At 59.2% G+C, this 21,903-nt stretch carries 9 protein-coding genes; 5 read left to right on the top strand and 4 right to left on the bottom strand.

Annotated features, from left to right (window positions below):
* Window positions 1-305: 305 nt before the first annotated feature.
* Genes FG94_RS02200 through FG94_RS02185 form a run of 4 tightly spaced genes read left to right on the top strand, consistent with a single transcriptional unit; the run spans window position 306 to window position 9,079 of the window.
* Entirely contained in the window at window positions 306-2,255 is a 1,950-nt protein-coding gene (locus FG94_RS02200; protein WP_051996017.1) for a UvrD-helicase domain-containing protein, read from the top strand.
* Window positions 2,252-5,500, top strand: a complete 3,249-nt coding sequence (locus FG94_RS02195) for a helicase-related protein (protein WP_036206362.1) — start codon at window positions 2,252-2,254, stop codon at window positions 5,498-5,500. The genes FG94_RS02200 and FG94_RS02195 overlap by 4 nt, the downstream gene beginning before the upstream one ends.
* Window positions 5,484-7,361 carry a DUF1998 domain-containing protein gene (gene drmB / locus FG94_RS02190; protein ID WP_036206359.1) on the top strand — a complete coding sequence of 626 codons (1,878 nt, stop codon included), beginning with the start codon at window positions 5,484-5,486 and terminating at the stop codon, window positions 7,359-7,361. Before FG94_RS02195 ends, drmB begins: the two co-directional genes overlap by 17 nt.
* On the top strand, window positions 7,349-9,079 hold the full coding sequence (locus FG94_RS02185; protein ID WP_051996015.1) for a nuclease-related domain-containing DEAD/DEAH box helicase: 1,731 nt from the start codon (window positions 7,349-7,351) through the stop codon (window positions 9,077-9,079). The genes drmB and FG94_RS02185 overlap by 13 nt, the downstream gene beginning before the upstream one ends.
* A 160-nt stretch (window positions 9,080-9,239) precedes the next feature.
* Here FG94_RS02185 and FG94_RS26365 read toward each other — a convergent pair whose 3' ends face one another.
* A complete protein-coding gene (locus FG94_RS26365) occupies window positions 9,240-10,967 on the bottom strand; it encodes a DUF262 domain-containing protein (protein ID WP_267872324.1) in 1,728 nt (575 codons plus the stop codon).
* A 2,091-nt stretch (window positions 10,968-13,058) separates the two neighbouring features.
* On the opposite strand from FG94_RS26365, the gene FG94_RS02175 reads away from it, so the two are divergent.
* A complete protein-coding gene (locus FG94_RS02175) occupies window positions 13,059-14,390 on the top strand; it encodes a hypothetical protein (RefSeq protein ID WP_152570809.1) in 1,332 nt (443 codons plus the stop codon).
* A 117-nt stretch (window positions 14,391-14,507) separates the two neighbouring features.
* On the opposite strand, the gene FG94_RS02170 is transcribed toward FG94_RS02175, so the two are convergent.
* From FG94_RS02170 to FG94_RS02160, 3 genes are read right to left on the bottom strand one after another with little or no spacing between them, the layout of a single operon-like run.
* Window positions 14,508-18,665 carry a DEAD/DEAH box helicase gene (locus FG94_RS02170; protein WP_036206349.1) on the bottom strand — a complete coding sequence of 1,386 codons (4,158 nt, stop codon included), beginning with the start codon at window positions 18,663-18,665 and terminating at the stop codon, window positions 14,508-14,510.
* Window positions 18,662-20,644, bottom strand: coding sequence for a hypothetical protein (locus FG94_RS02165; protein WP_152570808.1), 1,983 nt, complete (start codon window positions 20,642-20,644; stop codon window positions 18,662-18,664). The genes FG94_RS02170 and FG94_RS02165 overlap by 4 nt, the downstream gene beginning before the upstream one ends.
* Window positions 20,637-21,893: a hypothetical protein gene (locus FG94_RS02160; protein WP_036206343.1), complete on the bottom strand. Its 1,257-nt coding sequence runs from the start codon at window positions 21,891-21,893 to the stop codon at window positions 20,637-20,639. The genes FG94_RS02165 and FG94_RS02160 overlap by 8 nt, the downstream gene beginning before the upstream one ends.
* Window positions 21,894-21,903 lie beyond the last annotated feature (10 nt).

Raw genomic sequence — 21,903 nt, 5'->3', positions numbered from 1 at the left:
CAACTGAATTCACCTCAAAACCATGTTCCGCTGTACTACGGCCGAACTTCACTCAAGACCGGAGACATATCCCACTTCGCGAGCTCCGCAGCTATGGCCTTGAATGCTGCTGCGCTGCTGGACAGACGGTCAGGGCCATTGTACCCGGCAGGCGTCCGTTACAGTTCTCTTCAATGCAGGAAGGCAGGCCGCCATGAACCTTCAGGTCCCGGCAAAGTGCCTGCGGGAGCTCTGCCCGGAACATTGAGCTGACCGGTTGTGGACGGGTTCAGCAATAAGAATTACATAGGTTGAGAAGAGAGAAAATGAAAAGGGATGATGTCAATCAGCTGAGGGTAATAGAGGCGGATGTTTCTGCACGCATGCTTGTGCACGCCGGCCCTGGTACCGGAAAAACGCAGGTTTCCGCATTACGGCTTGCAAAGCTGATTCAGGAGGGAATACGTCCGGCCGGGATTCTCGTGCTGAGTTTTTCACGCAGTGCGGTCCGCACGCTTGCAAAGCGGCTTGAGAAGCCGGGCATAAGCACCGCCGATACAGTTGAAGAGCTCCGGCATCTGTCCATCCGGACTTTCGACGCGTGGACTTTCCGTATTCTGCGCCAGCTCGGACTGCCACCCGCAGAGCTGTTGTCGCGGTCGTACGAACAGAACATCCAGCTGCTGGTCGACCGGATAAAGGGCGATGACCGGGATGCTGTCCGCAGTCTGCTCGAAGGAATCCACCACGTCATCATCGACGAGTTTCAGGACCTGCCTGGTGTAAGGGGACGGCTGGTCCTGGCCCTGCTGGATCTTATCGCACCGCCGGGGGCGCCCGGCGCCGGTTTTACTGTACTTGGCGATCCGGCGCAGGGCATCTATGAATTCGCTTCACGCCATGAGAATACGGCCGGTACCGGCTCGCGGGATAGCTGGGCAGAGCTGCGCAGCATGTATGGTACGACTCTGGCCGAAATCAGCCTGCGTACAAATTACCGGGCTCGATCGGAGCTGGCTGAGGCTGCTGAAGGGCTGAGGAAAATACTGACCGGTGATCTTGACGGAGCAGACAAGCTCACCAGACTGCGTGAGTACATCTCCGGACTGCCGGCATCTGGAACACAGCTTTCGCCTTACTGGCTGACCCATATGCCGCCCGGCCAAGTCGCTATTCTCACAAGGTCGAACGGGGAGGCAGTCCGCGTTGCTCAGGCTCTTCTTGGCCAGGGCGCGGAGGGACCAGCGGTATCGGTCAGCCTGCAGCTGGCGGGGCATGTGGCAACTGTGCCGGGCTGGATCGCCGCACTGCTCTCACCACTGCGCGCGCAGGAGCTTCCGAGATCCCAGTTCGACAAGATCCACGCACTGTGTCTTAAGAAGCTCGGCCCGGACACCTCAAACGCACTCGGCCTTCCGGACGCAGGCACAGCATGGCAGAGACTTGTCCGTGCTGCAGGCCTGACGTTATCGGCGACGTCAGTGCCTATGGAGATCCTCCGTCAGAGGCTTGACTGGCCTGATGCTTTCCCGGACGACCAGTCGCTCAGCGATGCCCGGATTTTCGTTACCACCGTTCACCAGGCGAAAGGGATGGAGTTTGACTCTGTCTGTCTTCTTGACCGTCGGGATGAGGACGAGAAGGAAGACACGGCCGCCGATGCCCAGGAAGAGGCAAGTGTGTGTTTTGTCGGGATCACGCGCGCGCGGACAAATCTCGGTGTTATTCCGGGCAGTGATATTTTCCGTCCCCCGGTGCGCAGAGAGTTCCCCGGCAGGAGAGGGCGGCTGACAACTTGGCGCAATGGCTGGGTCAACATGGAAATGGGCCTGCCGGGCGATGTCGATGTGTCGGGGTTCGTCGACGCAGATCTGCTGGGATCGCCGGAAGAACCTGCCAGCCTGCAACAGCTGTTCCTGACTCAGTGTGAACTGCTCAATGGCCGCAAGGTGATGCTCTGCAAGACACGGGTAGCGGAAGACAGCGACCGCGTTTTCTATAAGATACATCTGCAGGATGACAGGAAGCCCGGCCGCGTACTGGGCCGGATGTCAGAGCAGCTCAGCCGGGATCTGCTCGACCTGCTGTATGACCGCGGGTATTCCCTGCCATCGACAATCATGAACCTGCGTATCTCTTCGGTTGCGACGTTTGCCGGACCAGAAGAGGTGCCGCCATCGATTCCCGAGCCATACCGCTCGAGCCGGCTCTGGCTGGGCCTGACTTTGTCCGGAACCGGAGACTTCCGACCCCTGAGGAGAGGAACAAAAAAATGAACAGAAACGATGTCCGCGCAGGGATCCTAAAACATGTGTCATCCATGCTCATGGGACCTGTTGATACTGCTGAGGTGGTTGAGTCACCGCCTGCAGACACCTATCTGACCGGGATACTGTGGCCCCGCGGGGCCGCCCTGTCCGCCCAGGAAGACGATGCCGGCGATGTCCGTATCAGCAAAGGCAGTGAATCCGGTGAGGCAGGCGAGGCTGCAGTGCCCGGGTACCGGGTGATGCGGCCGTGCTCAGCCGGCATCACGTTTGCAGCGGATGCCACGGCAGCCATTACCGTAAGCCTTGGCAGCACCGCCCGTTATGTCTGCGAGAGCGCCGTGTCGCCGGCAGCGGAGGCAGAACAGAGCGGTCAGGGGCGCGATTCCCGCCGGTGGCGTCGCGTACCGCTTGCACTTGAGTTTGCGATCGCGCCGTCAGAGACACGTATGTCATGGACCGAAACATTCTCCGGGAGCGCCACCGCCGGTCATATGGCTGCAGTGCACGTGAAGCGGCGTCCCGGCAGCGGGCAGAATGTGTTCACGCTTACCCTTATTAATCCGCTGCCGGACGAGAAGGATCAAACCCTGGCCCGGGATGAACGCTGTCTGTTCCAGTCAGGACTTGTTATCACTGCAGCAAATCCGGACGGTTCCCCGGCGATACGTCCCCGACGTCAGGTTGCGCCTTCCGGGGACGATGCGGATGCACTGAGTAACGCACTGCTTTACAGGAACGAGCATGAGTATGCGGTCGGACACGGCATCGGTACGGGGTGGAGTGAACCGGCTGACAGTGCTGTACATGAGGTATATACCTCATGGTTGCCGCAATCGGTCGTCGCCGGCACCAGTCCTGACGGCAGCAGGAGGCTGGCAGAGGTAACAGCAAAGTATCCCCACATCCTCAAAGCGCCCTGGCTTGCCGCCACCGGTAACCGGAGCGGAGTGCTCGACGCGCTGAGTGAATTCTGCACCTGCTACGGAGGGTGGATACGGGACGAGCTCGAAGGAAGACTCTCGTCGTTTGAGGGTGTGTACCTGAGCGCGGCGCGTGCCAATCTACGGCAGTGCACTGAGGCCCTGCAGCGCATGGAAGACGGCGTCACGACGCTGCGCACCAATGAGACAGCCTGGCGCGCCTTTGCGATGGCAAACGCGGCAATGAACAGACAGTCGAACTTCCCTTCAAAAGGCAGGCGTCGTGGGGATCTGGTCTGGCGCCCGTTCCAGCTGGCGTTCATGCTGCTGGTCCTGCCGGGGATTGTTGACCCCTCGAAAAAAGACCGCGAGTGCATGGACTTGCTGTGGTTCCCGACCGGTGGAGGTAAAACCGAAGCATATCTGGCAATCACGGCATTCCAGATTTTCCTGCGTCGTCTGAAGGACACGCGGCGGCGCGAGGAGGGAGGCGTCGACGTCATCATGCGTTATACGTTGCGCCTGCTCACTGTCCAGCAGTTCCAGCGCGCAGCCGCACTCATCACAGCCTGTGAGATGATGCGCCGGGAGGACAGGTCGCTGGGTTCAGCGAGCATATCTCTCGGGCTCTATGTCGGAGGAGAGGCAACACCTAACCGGATCGAAGAGGCACGTGAAGCCATGGAGAAGGAGCATGCCGGGGAATCTCCGAAGTCGACGCCGCGCCAGCTCCTGCGCTGCCCTGTCTGCGGCGCGGAGCTGCAGTCAGCGGCGTATCGTGCGGATCCGGCTGCACCGTGTATCGACATCAGCTGCAGCGCCAAAGGATGCGAGACCGCAGGCACCCCGCTGCCGGTTCTGACTGTTGACGACACCCTGTATGCGGCACCGCCGTCGCTCCTGATCGGAACCATCGACAAGTTCGCACAGATTCCGAGGCGTACGGACATGCGGCGCCTGTTCGGGCTTGATGGCGGTCTGCGCCCCGGCCTGATTATTCAGGATGAGCTGCATCTGATCTCAGGGCCCCTCGGCTCGATGACAGGTCTATACGAAACCGTTGTGGATATCCTCTGCTCTGACGGCGGAGTGCGTCCGAAGATCATCGGCTCCACAGCGACGATCGGGCAGGCCGCACGGCAGGTCAGGGCGCTCTTTGACCGCTCGGTCCTGCAGTTCCCTCCGCCTGGTTTCGATGCAGATGACTCCTTCTTTGCTGTGCGCGACACCGAAGGACCGGACCGGCTGTATGTCGGGCTCTCAAATGCCGGTCGAAGCCCCAAGTTTGCGCTGCAGGCTGCCGTCGCGGCACTTCTGCAGTCGGCGCAGGCCATGCGGCTGACAACGGATGTGTCTCCGAAGGATGTTGATCCCTACTGGACCTGCGTCGCCTACTTCAACAGTCTGCGTGAGCTCGGCGGTGCCTATGTACTGATGCAGGACGACGTTCCGCGCCAGATGCAGTTTCTGGCAACGCGGATGGGCATTAACCTGCGACCGCTTGAGATGCCCCCCGTCGAGCTCAGCAGCCGGGTATCCTCGCGTGAACTCCCGAAGACGCTGCAGAGTCTTGAGGCCCCCCTTGCAGAGGATGACGATCCGTATGCAGATCCGCCGAAGGACAGTGTTCTGGCGTCGAACATGATCTCAGTTGGCGTTGACGTTCCCCGGCTGGGGCTCATGGTCGTGAACGGGCAGCCAAAGTCAACCGCCGAGTACATTCAGGCAAGCAGCCGGGTCGGGCGTGGCATGCCCGGCCTTGTTTTCACGTTGTATAACGCGAGCCGGCCGCGTGACCTTTCTCACTTTGAGCATTTCAGGGGCTACCACGGGGCGCTGTACCGTCGTGTCGAAGCCAGCAGCGTGACGCCGTGGGCACCGCGCGCGCGTGACAAGGCACTGCATGCCGTGATTGTCGCTGCAGTCAGGCATGCGGTACCCGGCCTTTCCGGAGACGACGATGCGATCCTTTTCGATGCAGGAACCGCAGAAATCACCAGCCTCGCTGACAGCATTATCGAGCGTATTGACAGAGGCTCGGAAGGCGTGGAGACCGCAGATGCAGCCGTCCAGCTGCGTGAGATTGTCAGTCGCTGGGCTGCACGGGCGCGTGAGGCAGGACTCGCAGGTACGAAACTGAAGTACTGGGAGAAAAAAGCGCCCTTCGGAAGGACTGCTCCGCATTTGATGTTTGCAGCTGAAGAAGGAAGGGCGCCTGGAGCGCTGGCATGGCCGACGCCGAATACGATGCGTGATGTGGAGCCGTCAACCGCATTTGTGTTGAAGAAGATCGCAAGAAGACAGGAGAACAAAGATGGCGACAACGTATAAGTCCCGCGCTGCCGCGCCGGCCCAGCCGGTTGCTGAAGGCGTGGAACCGCTAGGTAAGGTCCGCAGGTCCCAGCTTGTTTCCACGTACGGAATCGGCGGCATCCTCGACCTGGACAAAGGATCCTACATGCCGATGGGTCTTGACGACTGGGAGAGCGCTACGCGTTTGCCTTCCCTCACCATCACCGAGGCCCGCCTACAGGCGCAGCTTGGCGTCGGCCACTTCCGTCTGCCTCCCGTTGCCCAGGAACTTGCGGGCGGCAGTAGTGTGGACCGGAAGAGCGTGATTCCGGCTGTCCGCTTCCCGGCATGGAACGAATGCCCGAAATGCCACAGGATCGGCACCGAGGGCGATCCGTTCGAGCTGGCGGCGGACGGCAGCACGCTGAAGTGCACGGCCTGCAAGGGAGCCACGACGCCGGTGCGCTTCGTGGTGGCCTGTGCCCAGGGTCACATCGATGAATTCCCCTGGGTCTGGTGGGCACACCGCAGGCATACCGCCGGGATCTGCAAGGCCCCGCGGCTGAAGCTACTTTCACACGGGAAATCCGCTTCGCTGGGTGACATGTACGTGCAGTGTGCCTGTGGCGCCAGTTCCTCCCTTGGAGACGCATTCGGTGAAGACGCGCTCGGTAAGGCTGAATGCCGCGGGGTAATGCCGTGGCTTCACAACCGTGAGCCGGGCTGTAAGGCCACCCCGCGTGTTCTCCAGCGCGGCGCGTCCAATGTTCATTTTCCGATCGTGGCGTCCGGCCTATCAATTCCTCCCGTGTCGGAGGCAGCCTTTCAGATTGTCGAAGAACTGTGGGAGATGCTCAGCGCCTTATCGGGTGAGGCCCTGGGCCTGGTCCTGCCAAACTATGCGAAGAAATTCGGGGTCGCCCAGGAAGCGCTGCTCATGGCCATACGGGAAAAGAAAAAGATCGAGCAGCCTGGCGAGGACGTAGTGCCGGCAGACTCGCGTGCGGAAGAATATGCGGCGCTGTCGGCAGACCGGGACGATGCGATTGTCGGCGGCTACATCCCGCATTTCCGCAATACGGTTTCTGCGCCTCCGGACGCGCTGGAACAGTGGTTTGATCTGGTCGGGGCAGTGTCGCGCCTGCGCGAGGTCCGGGCACTCGCAGGCTTTACACGTATCGATCCGTATCCGGTGAACAATGAGGGTATCGCCCGCGCTATCCTTGAGCGGCGAATTGCTCCGATCTCCAAACGCAGGCCACAATGGCTGCCTGCTGCGGAGATTCTGGGTGAAGGCATCTTTCTCAGATTCCGCACTGAAGCGGTCGATGAATGGATTGACCAAAATCCTGAACTGCGCAGGCGGGCTGCAGACCTTGAGGCGAGATCGGCCCAAGTCACTGCCGACCGTGGTTATTTCCGCGATTACACGGTGACTGCGCGTCTGCTTCTGGTCCACTCTTTCTCCCACGCGCTGGTGCGGCAGATATCGGTCGACTGCGGTTACTCATCGTCAGCATTGCGCGAACGGCTCTATATTGCCGAGGCATCGGAAGGAACCACCGCCATGAACGGCGTGCTGATCTATACCGGCTCGCCCGACTCGGAAGGCAGTCTCGGCGGTCTGGTGCGGCTTTCCGATCCGGCACTGCTCGAGCGGATCGTGCTGCAGACCATCAGGAATCTGCAATGGTGCGGCAGCGATCCGGTGTGCCTTGAGACCGATCCGCATCAGTCCGGGGACCGGATCAGTGGCGCAGCGTGTCACTGCTGCCTGCTCGTCCCTGAGACTGCGTGTGAGAAGTTCAACAGGGAGCTCGACCGCACGGTACTGACCGGCGACGCCGAGGGAACGTGGACCGGGTTCTTCGCCGGTGCGGAGGATGAATGGCAACCCTGATCCCTGATACCCCGAAAGAATGCCCCTTCGGCGAGCGCCTTGTCTATGAAAAGCTGGGCCGGGATCTTGACGATGACACGGTCATTCTGCATTCGCTCGGGCTGCCCGGACACCCTACCAAGATATGGGGAGAAGCCGATATCGTCGTGCTCTCGACAAAAGGCTTCTTTGCGCTTGAGGTAAAGGGAGGGAAGGTTTCATGCCGGGGCGGCATATGGTATTTCGGTGAGCCGGGTTCGGCCGGGTACACCAAGCGCGAGGATCCGTGGACCCAGGCTAAGGGGACCATGTTCGGGATCAGACAGAAGCTGTGCGGTGCCGACCGCGAGCGTTTTGAGGGACTGCTGACCGGATTCGGCGTCGTGATGCCGATGGAAACCTTCACAGCAACCGGGGCAGAGATCGAGCCGGCCGTGCTGCTGGACCGCCGGGACTTCAGACGGAACTTGGGCTTCTATATCGGAGACCTGCAGCGTCACTGGACGGCTGCGTATGTTGAAAAACATCAGCGGCAGCCGCGGCTTCCTGACCGGGAAGATATCCGTCGTGCCCGCGCTGTTCTGCGTCCGGACATCGACTCAGCATTCAGCCTGGGCAGTTACCTCAACGGCGTGGAACGGGAGCTGCTCCAGCTGTCGAACAGCCAGATCCGCGCGTCGAGAAGGATGGCGGCCAATCCGCGTACGGTTGTTACGGGGAAGGCCGGGACGGGTAAGACGATCATTGCCATTGAACGTGCGAGACAATGTGCGAAAGCAGGACAGCGCGTACTTTTTCTTTGCTTCAACCAGCTCCTTGCCCGGCATGTCCGGACCAGTCTTTCTGACGACCCCGATACCGCAGGGATTGAAATCCGTCACCTGCACTCCGTTTACCGCGAAGTCATCGAGAGAGCAGGGCTGAGCGGGAAACTGGACCAGTTCGCGGGGGGCCGCCGGGAGCTTTACGGGACCGTGTTCCCCGAGCTGTTCGTGGAAGCGTATATCCAGGCTGGCGGACCTGCCTATGACGTACTTGTGGTCGACGAGGCCCAGGATGTGCTCACTGCAGAAAACCTCGATGCCTTCGACGTATTACTTGCAAAGGGACTGAACCGCGGGTCCTGGCATATTTTCCTCGATCCTCTGCAAAACCTTTATAACGCCTCGACGCAGGACCTAGTGGAGAAGCGGCTGGCCGAGGCACAGCCGACCCACGATAATCTGTTTGAGAACTGTCGCAACAGCCGGCAGGTAGCAGTACAGGCATCGATCGTCTCCGGGATTGACCTAGCGATCGAAGGTGCACCGGACGGCCCGGAATGTGACAACATTTATTACCACGATCGGAAATCGTTTATTGCAAGGCTTGAGGATGAGGTGCGGACTCTGGTAAGCCGGGATGTCAGGCCTGAGGACATCGTCATCCTGTCGACCAGGCGTCGGGAAAACTCGCTGCTGGCCGGGACCGGCAGCGTGGCAGGTATCCCGCTGGTGGACATCTCAGAAGGGGCTTCCGGAGCTCTTCATTTCTCAACCATGCACGCCTTCAAGGGGCTTGAACGGCTGGTCGTGATCGCGGTCGGCATGGAGGAGATCGGGCAGGCTGAGCATTCAATGCTTCACTATGCCGGATTGTCACGCGCGCGCGCAATTCTGAAGACTTTTTTGCCTGAAAATGCACGTGCGAAATATGGTGATCAGGTTTTAATGTTCAGCCAGCGCTACCGGTCGTTATAGTCCGAATTCACCCGCACGGTTGAGTCTCGACACCCATTACCCTCACGCTTATCGAGAGTGGCGAGAATGGGTGTAGTATCGTCGCCCGCTTGCCCTTGCCGAGCATTACGTTCCCAACAGCTGTGGGTTACACATGTTATTGGCAAGGGCAAGCCTTACTCTAGCAGACAAATTGGGCGTTATAAACATCATTGGCAATCGCATCAGCACGACGCTCCCAAAATTCTCCTACTTTGTCCTGTGCCAAGAGCGCAAAACTTACGCTATCGATATACGCGCCGGAAAGTGCGGCAGAATTGTTTTGGAAAGTTATTTCGAGGTTTGCAATTGCCGTTTTCGGCCCGTTGGCCCTCCATTTGTTGTTCGTTCCGGCTTTTAATGGAGTGAGGTTAGCTAGGCAATTAACTCCATAATCGCTTATTGCAAGATGCGCGGCGGCATTATTCTTACACCAGTCCTGCGGGAATATATGATGTATTTGAACGCGATCACCTTTGACTACTGAATCCCAATCCAGATTCGAATTATCTACGATATCACGGTGAGTTACCGACTTAAGCTGTATCAAGTACAATTGACGAAGGGCTCCCCTTGTGTCTTCAGACAATAGCTCGGCCTTCAATTCGTTGACGTCGCTGATTGGATAATCGTTGCCGAACAAATCGTTGAGATCTTTGTTCACCTCCTTCACCCAATTAGGCCCATTGTACAGCGGGTGCTTACTCTCAAGTATTTGATCTAGTTTCTTTAAGTCCACACTAAATTGGGTCAAGAATCCTTGATCATATCGATTGGACAAAACGTTTCGCCAATAAAATGCCCTGAAAACTGCTTCTAATTCTTCTCTCGAATAGGAGGCTGCCTCCGAGAACATTTTCCATCGCAAAGAGAAGTAAATAACGGCCGATGCAGGATAAGGTAGCTCACTGAGCGATACCTCAAACCGAAGAACATTTTCAAAAAAATTACTTGCAAATTCGTCGAGTTGTGAGAGATTAGCACAGACTTGGTTGTAAAACGCCAAGGTCGTATTAATCAGATCTGGCCCCTTGATACTCGAAATTTTTATCCCATTTCTACCTGGCGCGGACATTATGCAGTTACAGCCTGTAATAACTTGGCAGAAAAATTCCTGACGACCCTCGTCGCACAGAAGCCCGATGCTCTGCAAATTAGCGCATTCGTTGAACTTTTCTCTTAGGTTGAATGAGCCTGAACTGTCCTTGAATAACATATTATGCAGGAGGTCAAAGGTGGACACCTTTGTTCCAGTAGTATTAAGAACATCAAAAATTTCGCAGACGTTTCCTAGCGATATCGTGTTTGGTATCTCAGCGAAAGGGATCAAGAATGACTCATATGTTTTTTGCAGTCCTTTCAGCGACTCTACGCGCTTTTCCCGCTCCGCCTGGGGAGGATATTCAGCGTTAGGGTAAGTCGCTGGATCGTGGATCTTTGCGATATAATCACTGAGCCTGTGAAAATCCTTCAGTGGAATTAAAAGATGGCGAATGCACGTCGTGATCACATTGAGCGATTTACTTTGAATCTCACTCTGTTTCTTGTATAAAACGATACCCAAATCTTTGTTATTCAAAAGGGCGTCGAGATCAATAAACCACTCGCCAGAAAATGCGTATTGCCCTCCATTGGCTTTAAAGCCTCCGAAAACCATTGCCAGCGTCGTTAGGCGCTGTTTCCCGTCAAGAACTAGCTTAATTACCGCTGGGTTGACTGAATAATTCTTGTAAACAGCGTTACCTTTAAGCTTAAGAGGTTCCCCGGGTGTATGCGGATTGTTCTGTGGTTGATCCCATGTAGTGATTAGTCCGATTGGATAGCTGTTTAAGATTGACGTTACGAGTTTTTTAACTGATCTTGCGTCCAGACATAGTCCCGTTGAAACTCCGGGATCTGCCAGTTGCCCTCTTTAAGGAGCTGCAGAACTTCATCAATTTTCTTTCGACTAACTTCAAGACTCATAATAGGACCTTATCAATATTTTTAGAATCGACGTTGATGCCTGGATTTAACGCTTTATCCAATTGACGATACCGTAGGGAGGTTTGCTTTCATCTGTCATCTTCATGAATTGGTGCTCGCGGCGGACGTACCCGCTGCCAACTTGGCAATGAACCGTCGGTAAAAGAGGTATACACCACACGAGTTATCTCTCACTCGATTGTAATGCTGATAAGCGTGTCTGTATAGCTATATGAACTGGCCATAGTTTTGTAGGGGCGCCATCGTTGACCAAGGGCGTTTTTGAACAACTAACCCTAGTATTCCGAAATTATCGAGCGCGCCGTGCGCATTGGTAGTGAAACTGGCAGCGATTACAGGTTGTAGCGGGCAGCTATCGAATGGATCGGAGTGAGGATTGGTCACACACTTAAAACGCTGTACTAGTGCGAACGTTAGCAGGAGCGGCGATACAGGCTGGCGGCTGGCCTACACTGCTGAAGAGGGACGTGTTAACGCACTGGAGCGGGAAGTATGCGAGCTGCACGGAGCGAACGAAATTCTGCGCTCGTCAAATGGGTTTTCGCCGGGCGGAGCTCCGTTGCACGATTCCTGGAATGGAGGGAGGACCGGTTTGTACTTGACGGGGACAGGGGTCACGAGGCCGTTAAACGACCGGCGCGACAATCGCGACCACCTGACCCGGACCCGGCACACCCATCTATCCAGGTTGGTCTGGACTGTGCCTCTCGACACCGTTCGCTGCGCTGACCACGCAATGGCCATCAGGGAGCATCGACTCGTCCACGTCGACTTTGGCAACAGAGCGGAGGTACTCCACGATCTCGTGCTTGAACAGTTCAGAGGGCTTACTGCTGCCGAACACGCACTGGAGCCATAGTCCAGGAACTCGTTTCGACCGCACCTCTAGACCATGTTCGACAAACCATGAGCCTGGCGCATCCGTCGAAACACTCCTGAGATGGTTGTACCCATCGAAATGTAGATCACATGGCAGTCGAAAGTTGAATTCACCTTTGACGAAAGATGCCGGGAGATCGGTAGTAAGCCAAATCATATGGATTACGCGGCCTGCCTCCAGCCGTATCTCCTCATTTTCCAGTCTGTGCTTCCTATCTTCCTCATCGAAGAGGGTTTCGACCAATTCATGCTCTTGTCCAGGCGGCAGACCCAGCAAGGCCTTCATGTACTCATAATCTCCCATAATCCACCCCAGTAGTTTGAATAGAAATAATACAACATGTGATTGACCGGACTGACACTTGATAGCGCCGCCATCAGGCAAGCACGAAGTCCCTGTCTGCGACACTAGCTGCGCTTTCCCAGAGAACCGTCGGCAAGCAGCCTGTCGACCTTCTTACGCAACGTTACAAGCGTCGTTTGATACTCGCGCTCACCCAGCTTTAATAACGCCTCGCTGGGTCGCTCTCTCCAAGCGCCCCGAAAATTTCCACGCTTTGTGCGCGGCCCTGGTGGCGATGTCCGCCACAAGCAAACCAGTGATGTCGTCCTTCCCATTTGAGCTATAGTGGACGCACGGTTGAACATATTTTTCTTGAACACCTCCACGCGGAAAGCGAGCTGGACGGTCCGGTGGGCTGCATCGTTTTGCGCCCAGTGAACGAACTTGGCCGCCTGCATTGCTTCGATATGTTCAACATGCGCCGGTGACGGATTTAGATAGTTCATTAGGCCCTGTGTGGAATCGTGCGTCCCTAGGAGGACTGGCGCGCCCCACCGATCCGGTAGATGCGGCCGTTCTTTAGCATCAGACCCGGAAATACGCGGGCGCAAATGGCAGCGCTAGCAATTGCCTGAAATTGGTCACGACGTCGCCATCGGGCACGTGGGCCGCAAATTGCACGAACGAAATAGTGAGCCGTGCTCGTTCATATAATATGAACACTGGGCGCGTGGCTGTGGCCGCGTCTACAACAAGAGAGTAAGCATGACACCGTGTAATGAGTTCACCGACAGAATCCTCCACCTGGAAAAGATGTGGCAACCCAACGAGGGCGCAACCTTCCCGTGGGCACCGTTTCGTGATGACTTTACAGTCGGTAGCGGTAGTCTGGCACCGCATATATGTCTGACCGAGGCCCGGGCGTCTGGTCAAATTCCAGTCTCTCTCATAGACAAATGCGCTGACTATTTGCGCGTTATCTGGGAAGGCAATGCGGCAGCCATGCTTGGGGTACCGTTCTTTCATACGTATTCCATTGCCGAAAGCCCTGCGCGGTTCTGGGAGATGTGGAGACGCCATCCTCTCGGCCAGACGCTGCACAGTGAACGTACATGGGCTTGCCGCAACTTGAGGGACGCGGGTGAAAAGTATTCGTGGACGGGTGGCGAACTGGACTTCCCATTGTTGGCATTGGCTCTTCAAGTCGCGGTAAGCAAATGCGACCAGCTGCGCACGGCAGCTCTCTGCCTCAAAATTCTGGACTGGGGCGGGGTTCGGCATAAGGTCGGCAACATGCAGCCATGGTTGTTCAAACGCGCCTTCGAAAACATGCTTTGCAGAGATCTAGTTGACGCTACAGCGCGGCTCATTCCGCGGTCATCTGCGTGTCTGCAGGATTTTGATGGCGATACCTACCTGATGAACTCAAGTAGTATCAAGTTGTACGCGGCCATGGCGCTAGACTTGAGCCGCGGTCTGGATGCGGCGCGACAGGACGTTTTGATCTATGACGCTCGCGTCGCCGCGGGGCTCGCATTTATTACTCGGCTCACCCTGGAACGCAGCGGCATGCAGAGTGTGCCCGATGATTTAAGCTACCCGGTCGAGAGAGCCCCCGGCCGTCGTCGGGATCCGAGCAGTGCATCATTTCTGTTTCCACCATTTGCAGTCACGGCAGCCGGTCATCGCGCTCGTGCTAAATTTGCGCGGATCGGCTCGCGGTACGTCCAGGAGATAATCCGGTCAGGCGGCCCTAGCACCGAGTTTGCACTTGCTAAATTTGCGCGGATCGGCTCGCGGTACGTCCAGGAGATAATCCGGTCAGGCGGCCCTAGCACCGAGTTTGCACTTGCTGAAAAGGGGCTCTTCATGATTGGCTACGATGTGCGCAGTTCGCGTCCTATACCGATCGGAAAAGTAGAAAACCGTGACGTCCACGGGTTCGATAGCAATAAAAGCGAGGCCAGCGTCGGCACCGGTTGCGGCGCATTCAAACGCCGCGCAGTCGAACTGCACAGATCCGGCAAGCCGCAATCGCAGGCAATCATCGAGGCTGCCAGGGAACTCGATATTAACCTGCCGGCATCTTACATCGACCATCCCGGCAGTCACTTCGACCGATGGCGAAAGCAAGGAATCGTTTAACGAACTGCCCGCGTACGGCTGTCCAAAAATACGCTGCCCGTGGTTGTGCAGGAACGGCGATCATGATTTGGTGAACATATGCCTGCTGGGTCAGGCCGTCACGGCACTGCATTCTTGCTAGGCTCCCAGAGCCTTGAAAAAGGCGTCGCGCGCATATTTCTGTTGGAAGTTCTGGCTGTTCATCTTGCCCAGCAAGCCTTTCCAGGCCTCGATCAGTTCCTTGCGGGCGCTATCCCACATCGCCGGGTGGTGATAGAGCACGGCATAGCGCCGGTTCGTCTCGATGAAATAGACGGCTGCTTCCGGACGGCGTTCACCCTTCCAGCCGCTCATCGACATGTGGGGCAGCTCGGCCCATTCGGCGAAGGGGAGTTCGGGCTTCGGGCCGGTGCTCGACGTGCTGGCCACGACTTGCCAGACGATGCGTGGTGCTGGGGCGGCAGCATTATCCTGGCGGTCCGATGCGAGCTCCAGGTAGGCTTCGAGGTTGAAGCGCTCCCTGCCTTCGCTGCGGATGTGCAGCACCCCGTTCGGCAGCAGCGTGATCGGCAGCACTTCGAGGCCGCGCGGCTTGCCGTCATCGTCCCCGTACAGGGTAGACAGCACCGTATCGAATGCATCGGCCAACCATTGCTGCGCACCTGCCAGCAGGCGGCCGTGCGCCGCGAGATGGGAAGATTCTGGAGTCATGAAATTTTCTAGCTTACCTTGAGAAAAAAATGTGGCGTGGGCGGCAGTGATATCGCCGATGCTTGCGACGGCACGGTACTGCCATTCTTCCGAAGCGTCGCCATTTGCGTGCAAGTGCTGCAGGCGGTTGCCGAGCTTGGCCAGGCGTTCGGAGAGCCTGTCCAGCCACGAACCGTGGGGCGACAGCGCTAGGCAGACGAGCCAGACGATGCCTTGTTCCTTGACCAGGTAGCTCCAGCGACGGCGACCGTTTTCTTGCGGGATCAGTGCATCCAGGCGGTCGGCGGCAACGCCATCCGCTCTCGCAACCGGCGTGCGCAGCAGGTGGAAGTCCTGCAGCCGTTCGAGCAGCACCGGCTGGCGCCGGTACCCATTCTCGACATAGGGATCGCGGACGGAGACTTCGCGCGCCAGCGTATTCCAGCGGCGGTCGAGGTGGAAACCACAGGGTTCGGCAAATGCCGTGAGCGCCAACGCGATGCTCTTCCGTAAGGGAGCCGGCTCGTGAACGCCATGCTGCGCTAGCGGCAGCAGATATTCCAGATGGAGTCGGCCGGCACTGCGTTTCCGTTCGCCGTTCGTGGCACGCAGGAAGGGATGCGGTATCAACTGCTCCCTGCGTACGATCATCGCGTCCAGCTCGGGGGCGTGCGTCACATTCTCTACAGGGCTGCCGCCCATCGTGAAGAGCGCGCCAGGCACGTCGATCCGGCCGTGTAGCAGGTGGCCCGCGCAATCCGGATATTGTTCCAACGCCTGTTCGAATGCGCCGACGGCTTCCGACGGATTATCCAGCCGGCCGATGGTGATATGGCCGAGCTCGTCCTGCTGCTTGCCGAGATCCATGCGCATATCGCTTTGTACCTTGGCCAGCATCACGCGTTCCACCTGGTAGCGGTCCAGCGTTCCCTCGAGATAGGGGAATTCGACGGCCAGGCGCGGCATCGACCGCAGTGAACTGGCCTGATGCTGTCGCAGGCGACGGCTGATCTGGCTGCCGAAGCGGTCGATGCGGCCGATCCGCTGTTCGAGGTCACCCGACGTCCATGCCACTCCATAGTGCACGATCTCATCGCAGAAGAGGTGCATGTCCACGCCTTCCTTCAGCACATCGGTACACACCAGGATGTTCGGATAGCTTGGGAAGTTGAACTGCGTAACAGCGTATTTGTTCAACAGCATGCCCGAACGGCCGACCACGGGCGCCATGCGGGTAAACGCGGGGTCGACGTTGGCGTGGACGTCTTTCCAGTCCATCGTCGCTTCGTTGCGCAGGCACTTGTCGACGATTAGGTCGAAATGCTCGATCCACAGGCGGAGCCGGGCAATCCAGTTCTGTAGGTAAGTGCGCAGCGCGGTCGGCAAGGCCTCTTCGTTCGCCAAGCGCAGCAGGGCGAACAGTTTTTCGGGTAACGACGCACCATCCTGCGCGCCGGGCAGGCCGCGCACGTAGCGGTTGAGGACATACAGGTCGACCAGCAGGTCACTGTGTCGCATCACCTGCAACAGGCAACGCTTCAGCGTGGCGATCCTCCAGTTCGCCTCGGCGTCCGTGTCCTGTGGAGACAGCCATACCGGCACTTTGCCGTCTTCGAACAGGAGGGCGACCAGCCGGGCCCAGTGGGCATCAGCCTTGTCCCATACCGCGTCTTCGATACCGGGATGCGCCGTGCGGTGCAGCAGGAAACCGGCAAAGGGGACGGGGCGTGTCGGCGCGGTCAGCAGCCGCGACTGGAACGAGTACAGCTTGCCGTTTGATGCCCGCTTGCGAGAAGCCTTTTTCGTCGCTGCGAAATATGGCATGCTTACCGCGCGCCGGCTCAATTCGTCCTCGTCCTGCGGGTCCTCGGCATCGCCGTCGCCGTTCTCGTCGGCGGGCGGCTCATCGGTGCTTACCTCTTCGTTGTCGTCATTGTTCCAGAAATCGCCTGGATCCCACACGTCCTCGCGCCGGGCAAAGCCATCACCGGGGGTGGACAGCAGGCCACGCCATGCCGCGAGGCGGCCGTCCAACTGATCCTGGAACCGCGACATCAGCCCCAGCACCAATTCATTGACGGTATCGATGCGGCGCACGAAGACGAGGGTCTTGTGCAGTCCGCCGTCGCGCAGGCATGCTTGCGCAAGCGAATCACAGACCTGGCTCAGTTTCGCGTGCGGTAGATTGTATTTTGGGTCAGGTGGGTCGCCGCGCTCCACGCCTGGTAGCATGGCCTTGAAAAAGCTGGCGTTGAGCTGGTTGATCAGGCTGCGGTCCGGCGTTTCCTCGGGCGGCTTGCCGCCAGTGGTTTCCTGGCGGTCGATTTCACGCTGCACATGCTCCTTGCCTTCCTTGTCCTTGACCAAGCGCTTGACGGAAGACGACAGCGATTCGAAGGACGAGCATTCGCCCTGGCGGAAACGGTTGCTCTGGCCGTTCAGCACGTGGACCAGCTGCTTCTGCACCACCGCCATGGTCAGCGACAGGAAGGGATCGCCGAGGGGCGAGGTCGTCACCCGCTTGTAGCTGCGATAAGCGACCTTGCCGTGCGCTTTATCGTCGCCATCGATATGCATCCGGGGACGGCGCACCATGAAGTCCCTGAGGACCTTGACCACGTCGGTACGCTCGCCACCGATGCCGCTCATGCGGTGGGCCGCCTGGGAGCATCGGCCACGCTCCGGATGGGTGCAACTCGCGCACGACTTGCCCTTGTCGTGGCCATCGGCCTGCCGGCACAGGTAGGTGTCCAGGCTCTTGATATCGCCCGGGCCGCTGTGCAGGGGCGTCGCGCTCAGGAATTGCCACTTCTCGACATGTCCCCGGAACACGTGCGCCAGATTGATGTTCTGGTGGTTCTCGACATGGCGCAGGTACTGCGCTTCGTCCAGGGTGAGCAGGTCGATGGTGCGGCTCTTGACCAGTTGGCCGACACGGCGCGCATAGGCTTCGTTCAGATCTTCCGTGAGCGAATCACGCCAGTCCTCGCCGCGCGGCTTCGCCAGCAGCGCCGTTTCGCTGGCATCGAGGGCGTCGATGCCGATCTCGCGCAGACTCTCGGCGTATTGCGCGCGAATGATGTCGACCGTGTCGCTATCTGCCTTGCGGCCGAACCAGACCGGGCGCTGGAACGAGGAATAGCGCAGCAGGTGGATACGGCCTTCGTTGAGCAGCAGGGCTTTGGCGAAGTCGCTCAGTCGCTCATAGCGCTGCGGGCGATGCAGCGGCTTGCCGTCGACCGTGCTGACTAGGCGGTCGTCGCGGCTCTTGTAGCAGGTACGGATGAAGGTATCCCATTCACGCGCCCATTGTGCCTGCAGGGGCTTGCCGGGACAGATGATGACCACATGGGAGTCGGGGTCACTCAGGAACTGCGTGGCGATCACGCCCAGGGCTTGCCGGGTCTTGCCCATACCTACTTCGTCGGCCAGATAGGCGTAGCCCTTAGTCGTGAGCAGATGCCAGACGACAGCGACCCCACGGCTTTGCAGCTGTGCCTGTGTGGAGCCTTCGACGTCCACCTGCGCGCCCCCATCGAAATTGATGTAGGAGCGCACGGCCGCGGCGTTCAGCGGAATCGGGAGCAGGTTGCGCGATGTGGTCATGGTGCGAGTGTTTTCAGTTTCAGTTCATGGCGGAACCACGCCAGGAATTGTCGGGTATCGGGCAGGTGCGGGGCGAACATATTCTTCCAGTGCGGCGACGCTTCCATCAGCGGCGCAATGGCCAGCTCGAGTCGTTGCATTTCCTCTTCGATCTCGGCGCGGGCCGGGCGCGGCTGCGCCTGCGGGCGCAGCTCCTGAAGGTGGCCCAGGGTGTCGGCCAGCTCGGCCAACTGGACGTAACGGCCGATCTGCGCTGCCGGTGTCGCGTCCGGTTGCGCCATCACGGCGCGGTAGAGTGTGTAAACGCTGGTGCTGCTGGTGCCCAGGGGATTCTCGTCGCGGTGGCGCGGATCGGCGTAGTAGCGCCGCATCTTGTCGGTCGCCAGGAAGAAGCCGAAAAAGTCGAATACCGGCTCGGTATTGTCATTGCCGTCCGGGTCGGATTCCTCGTCTTCGCAGCCACCACTTCCGCCGCGGCGCCGCGGATCGGTGCGGCCGGGAACCAGGCCTTGCAGCAGGGACAGCACTTGGTCGAGGCGGGGCTTGGGCAGGTAGCCGAGCTGATCGTCTTCCGCATTCAACTGGGTGACTAGGCCGACGTGGACCATCGTGCCGGCACTGCTCTCGTAGATCAGTTTGTAGCTGCGCACGGGATGGCGTAGGGGCAAAGGCGGGGCCAGGCTGACCCGGTGCTCGCGTTGACGGCGGCAGTCGAAGCGACGGGTCAAGGGACCGATTTCCAGCAGCAGGTTGGCGAACGCGGCATCCGGATCGACCGTGAGGCTGCAATAGAACTGCTTGCTGCGCCAGTCGTAGACGATGTTGGCGCGGAATGGCGGCAGGGGCGGCGCACCTTCTTCGCCGTCGTCGGCGGCAGCGGAATCGTCACGTGCCAGGTTGGTCAGCATGCGCGACCAGTCGTAATCCGCGCCGACCCGATAGCGCAGCATGGCCTCGATATTCGAAAGCCAGCCGCTGTCGTGTTGCAGGGCCGCCGTGGTGAAATTGGCTGAGCCGATGCACAGCACCTTGTGCTTCTCGCCGGCCAGCAGCAAGGCCTTGGCGTGGGTGTAGCGTTCGGGTTCGTCGACGAAACGGGCATAGCTGACCGGCCGCTCTTCCGGCAGGGAGGGAAAAGCGTAGCCATCACCCTGCATGGCCGGTACTAGCCGGAAGGCAATGTCGCCCCGCGTGTCCGCCTCGGCCCGCGCAATTAATCCGGGAACGTCGCTCCAGAAAGGGGAGATGACCGTCGCTTCGCGCCAAGCGTCACCGCCCAGCAGCGACGACAGCAATGAAACCTGGCTTGTTCGAATCTGCGGAGGAAGGGCCAAATGCAGCGTCGGCAGGTCGTGCGCCTCGTCCGCGGGCAGACGATCCGTGCCCAGGGTAGCCAGGAGATGCTCCAGCACATGGCGCGTGTCGCCTTCCTCGACCGGAGCCTGACCCGGCGCTATGCCGGCCATGCCCACCTTGCTCTCGGCCTGGCGCAGCAGCCATGCAAGCAGCGGCTGCAACTCGTCCGCATGCTGTGCGGCGACCGGCGTGATGCCGACTACCTCGCGGTTAACGCCCCATCCGCTGTAACTCAGGTTGGCGCTAGCCACCGACAGCCACATTTCCTTGCGCGCGCTGGTGCCGGTCCCCGCCATCAGGATGATCTTGGGATGGAACCGGCCCCGATCGAGCGCGACCGTCATCAGTCCGTAGCGCAGGTTGCCCTTGGGTTCGGGGTGCGCCGAATGATCGCAGGCGACGACGACCTTGAGCTCGGCTAGTTGCCGGTTCAGCATGTCGCGCGTGAGCGATGCGCCTTTGAGATCGTTAATGTCCGTGCCGCAGAGGAGGGGCAGGACGTTGTCTTCGAAAAAGGATGCGGAGAACGTAAAGCTGGTGAACAGGACGTAGTCCGGCCTTCCGTCGATGAACTTGCCCAGCATGTTGCCGAGCGCACTGCGCATGAATTGTTGTTCAGCCACGGCATGCCTTCTGTGCTTGGGCGTACAGGCCGCCCGCGGTGGACAGGTAATAGCCGTTATCCCAGGGGAACCCGTTTTCCAGGCGTTTCAGAATGGCGCCGGTGCTGCGATCCGGCGCCGTGAGCGACAGCACCAGCGATCCTTCCAGACGCGCCATGGGGTCGCGGCCGCGCTCGACGGCCACCGTGGAGTGGTGCGCGAGCACCGCCTGCAGGAAGGGCGAGACGCCCTCGTTTGCGGCCCTGGCAACGGACATCAACTGCTGGCTGCGCGGGTTCTTCACGACATCCTCGAGCCTCAGGAAGTCCTGGGCCCGTACACGGATCGGCATGCCGAATGCAGCCAGGTCGGCGGCCACCGTCCTAATGCGCGTTGCACTACTGCGCAGCAGGTAGTCGAAGCTGTCCTGTACCGTGACCAGGAACGGTTCACAGAGCCGCACGTATTCGAGTTGGCCGGCAAGTGGCCGGGCCGCATCCGCATCGGCCGTGGCCAAGGTCGCAGATAGCCGCTCCACCAAGTTGCGGACAGGCCCATATCGTTCGTGGTCCTCGGCGACGGGTTCCTTGCGCAGCCTACTGCAGTGCTCGGCAAGGGCGCTGTGATGCTCCTTGCCGAAAAGCCGGTCGAACAATAGGGTATTGAGGGCAGCCGATTCGAAGCAGTCGTCCAGGGACCGGCGCAGCAGCGGTTCGGCGTTCAGCAGGGCTCCAGGATGGAGTGTGCGCCGCCCGTCCTTTGCACAGTCCAGAAGTTCGCTGCGCAGTGCCTTATCGGCGCCTTTGTTCCATTCGGCGGCGAGTACGTCCGACGCTTCCGGGCTCAGCATGCCGTTGTCGAGCAGGCCGGCGCGCCCGCACGTGCCGCGGTAGTACTGGTACAAGCCGTTGACGGCAGTGCTGCTGTCGTCGCGGCGAACGGTGAATTCGGTGCCGGAAGCGAAGCGGCGCGTACCGAAGCAATGGCGGCCGTTCTCGTGGAGATACGCTTCCAGCAGCCCTTCCATCAGGCGGAAGCAGCGGCGGAAGCTCACGCCTGCGGAGGCGCCGTCGCGTTCGAAGAGCCGGGCATGGACGTAATGAATCACCAGCACCGCTTTGATGCCGTCGAGCCGCGTGACCGGGCCAGCGATGATCGGTACCAGCCGGCGGCCCAGTTCGGCCCAAACGGGGAGAAGGCCGAGCGGATCCCGGCCGGTATCGGCGCGCAACAGGTCCGGGTCGCGCGCGGTAAAAAAGGGCAGGTTCAAGGGTTTCTCG

It is taken from the genome of Massilia sp. LC238 (genome assembly GCF_000735635.1).
Classification (GTDB): Bacteria; Pseudomonadota; Gammaproteobacteria; order Burkholderiales; family Burkholderiaceae_D; genus Telluria; species Telluria varians.
This window is presented reverse-complemented; position numbering and strand designations above follow the sequence as displayed.

Bases quoted from the DNA above. Each gene is read 5' to 3' on its own strand.
- FG94_RS02200 (WP_051996017.1), top strand. From the start codon at position 306: ATGAAAAGGGATGATGTCAATCAGCTGAGGGTAATAGAGGCGGATGTT.
- FG94_RS02195 (WP_036206362.1), top strand. From the start codon at position 2,252: ATGAACAGAAACGATGTCCGCGCAGGGATCCTAAAACATGTGTCATCC.
- drmB (WP_036206359.1), top strand. From the start codon at position 5,484: ATGGCGACAACGTATAAGTCCCGCGCTGCCGCGCCGGCCCAGCCGGTT.
- FG94_RS02185 (WP_051996015.1), top strand. From the start codon at position 7,349: ATGGCAACCCTGATCCCTGATACCCCGAAAGAATGCCCCTTCGGCGAG.
- FG94_RS02175 (WP_152570809.1), top strand. From the start codon at position 13,059: ATGTGGCAACCCAACGAGGGCGCAACCTTCCCGTGGGCACCGTTTCGT.
- FG94_RS02170 (WP_036206349.1), bottom strand. From the start codon at position 18,665: ATGACCACATCGCGCAACCTGCTCCCGATTCCGCTGAACGCCGCGGCC.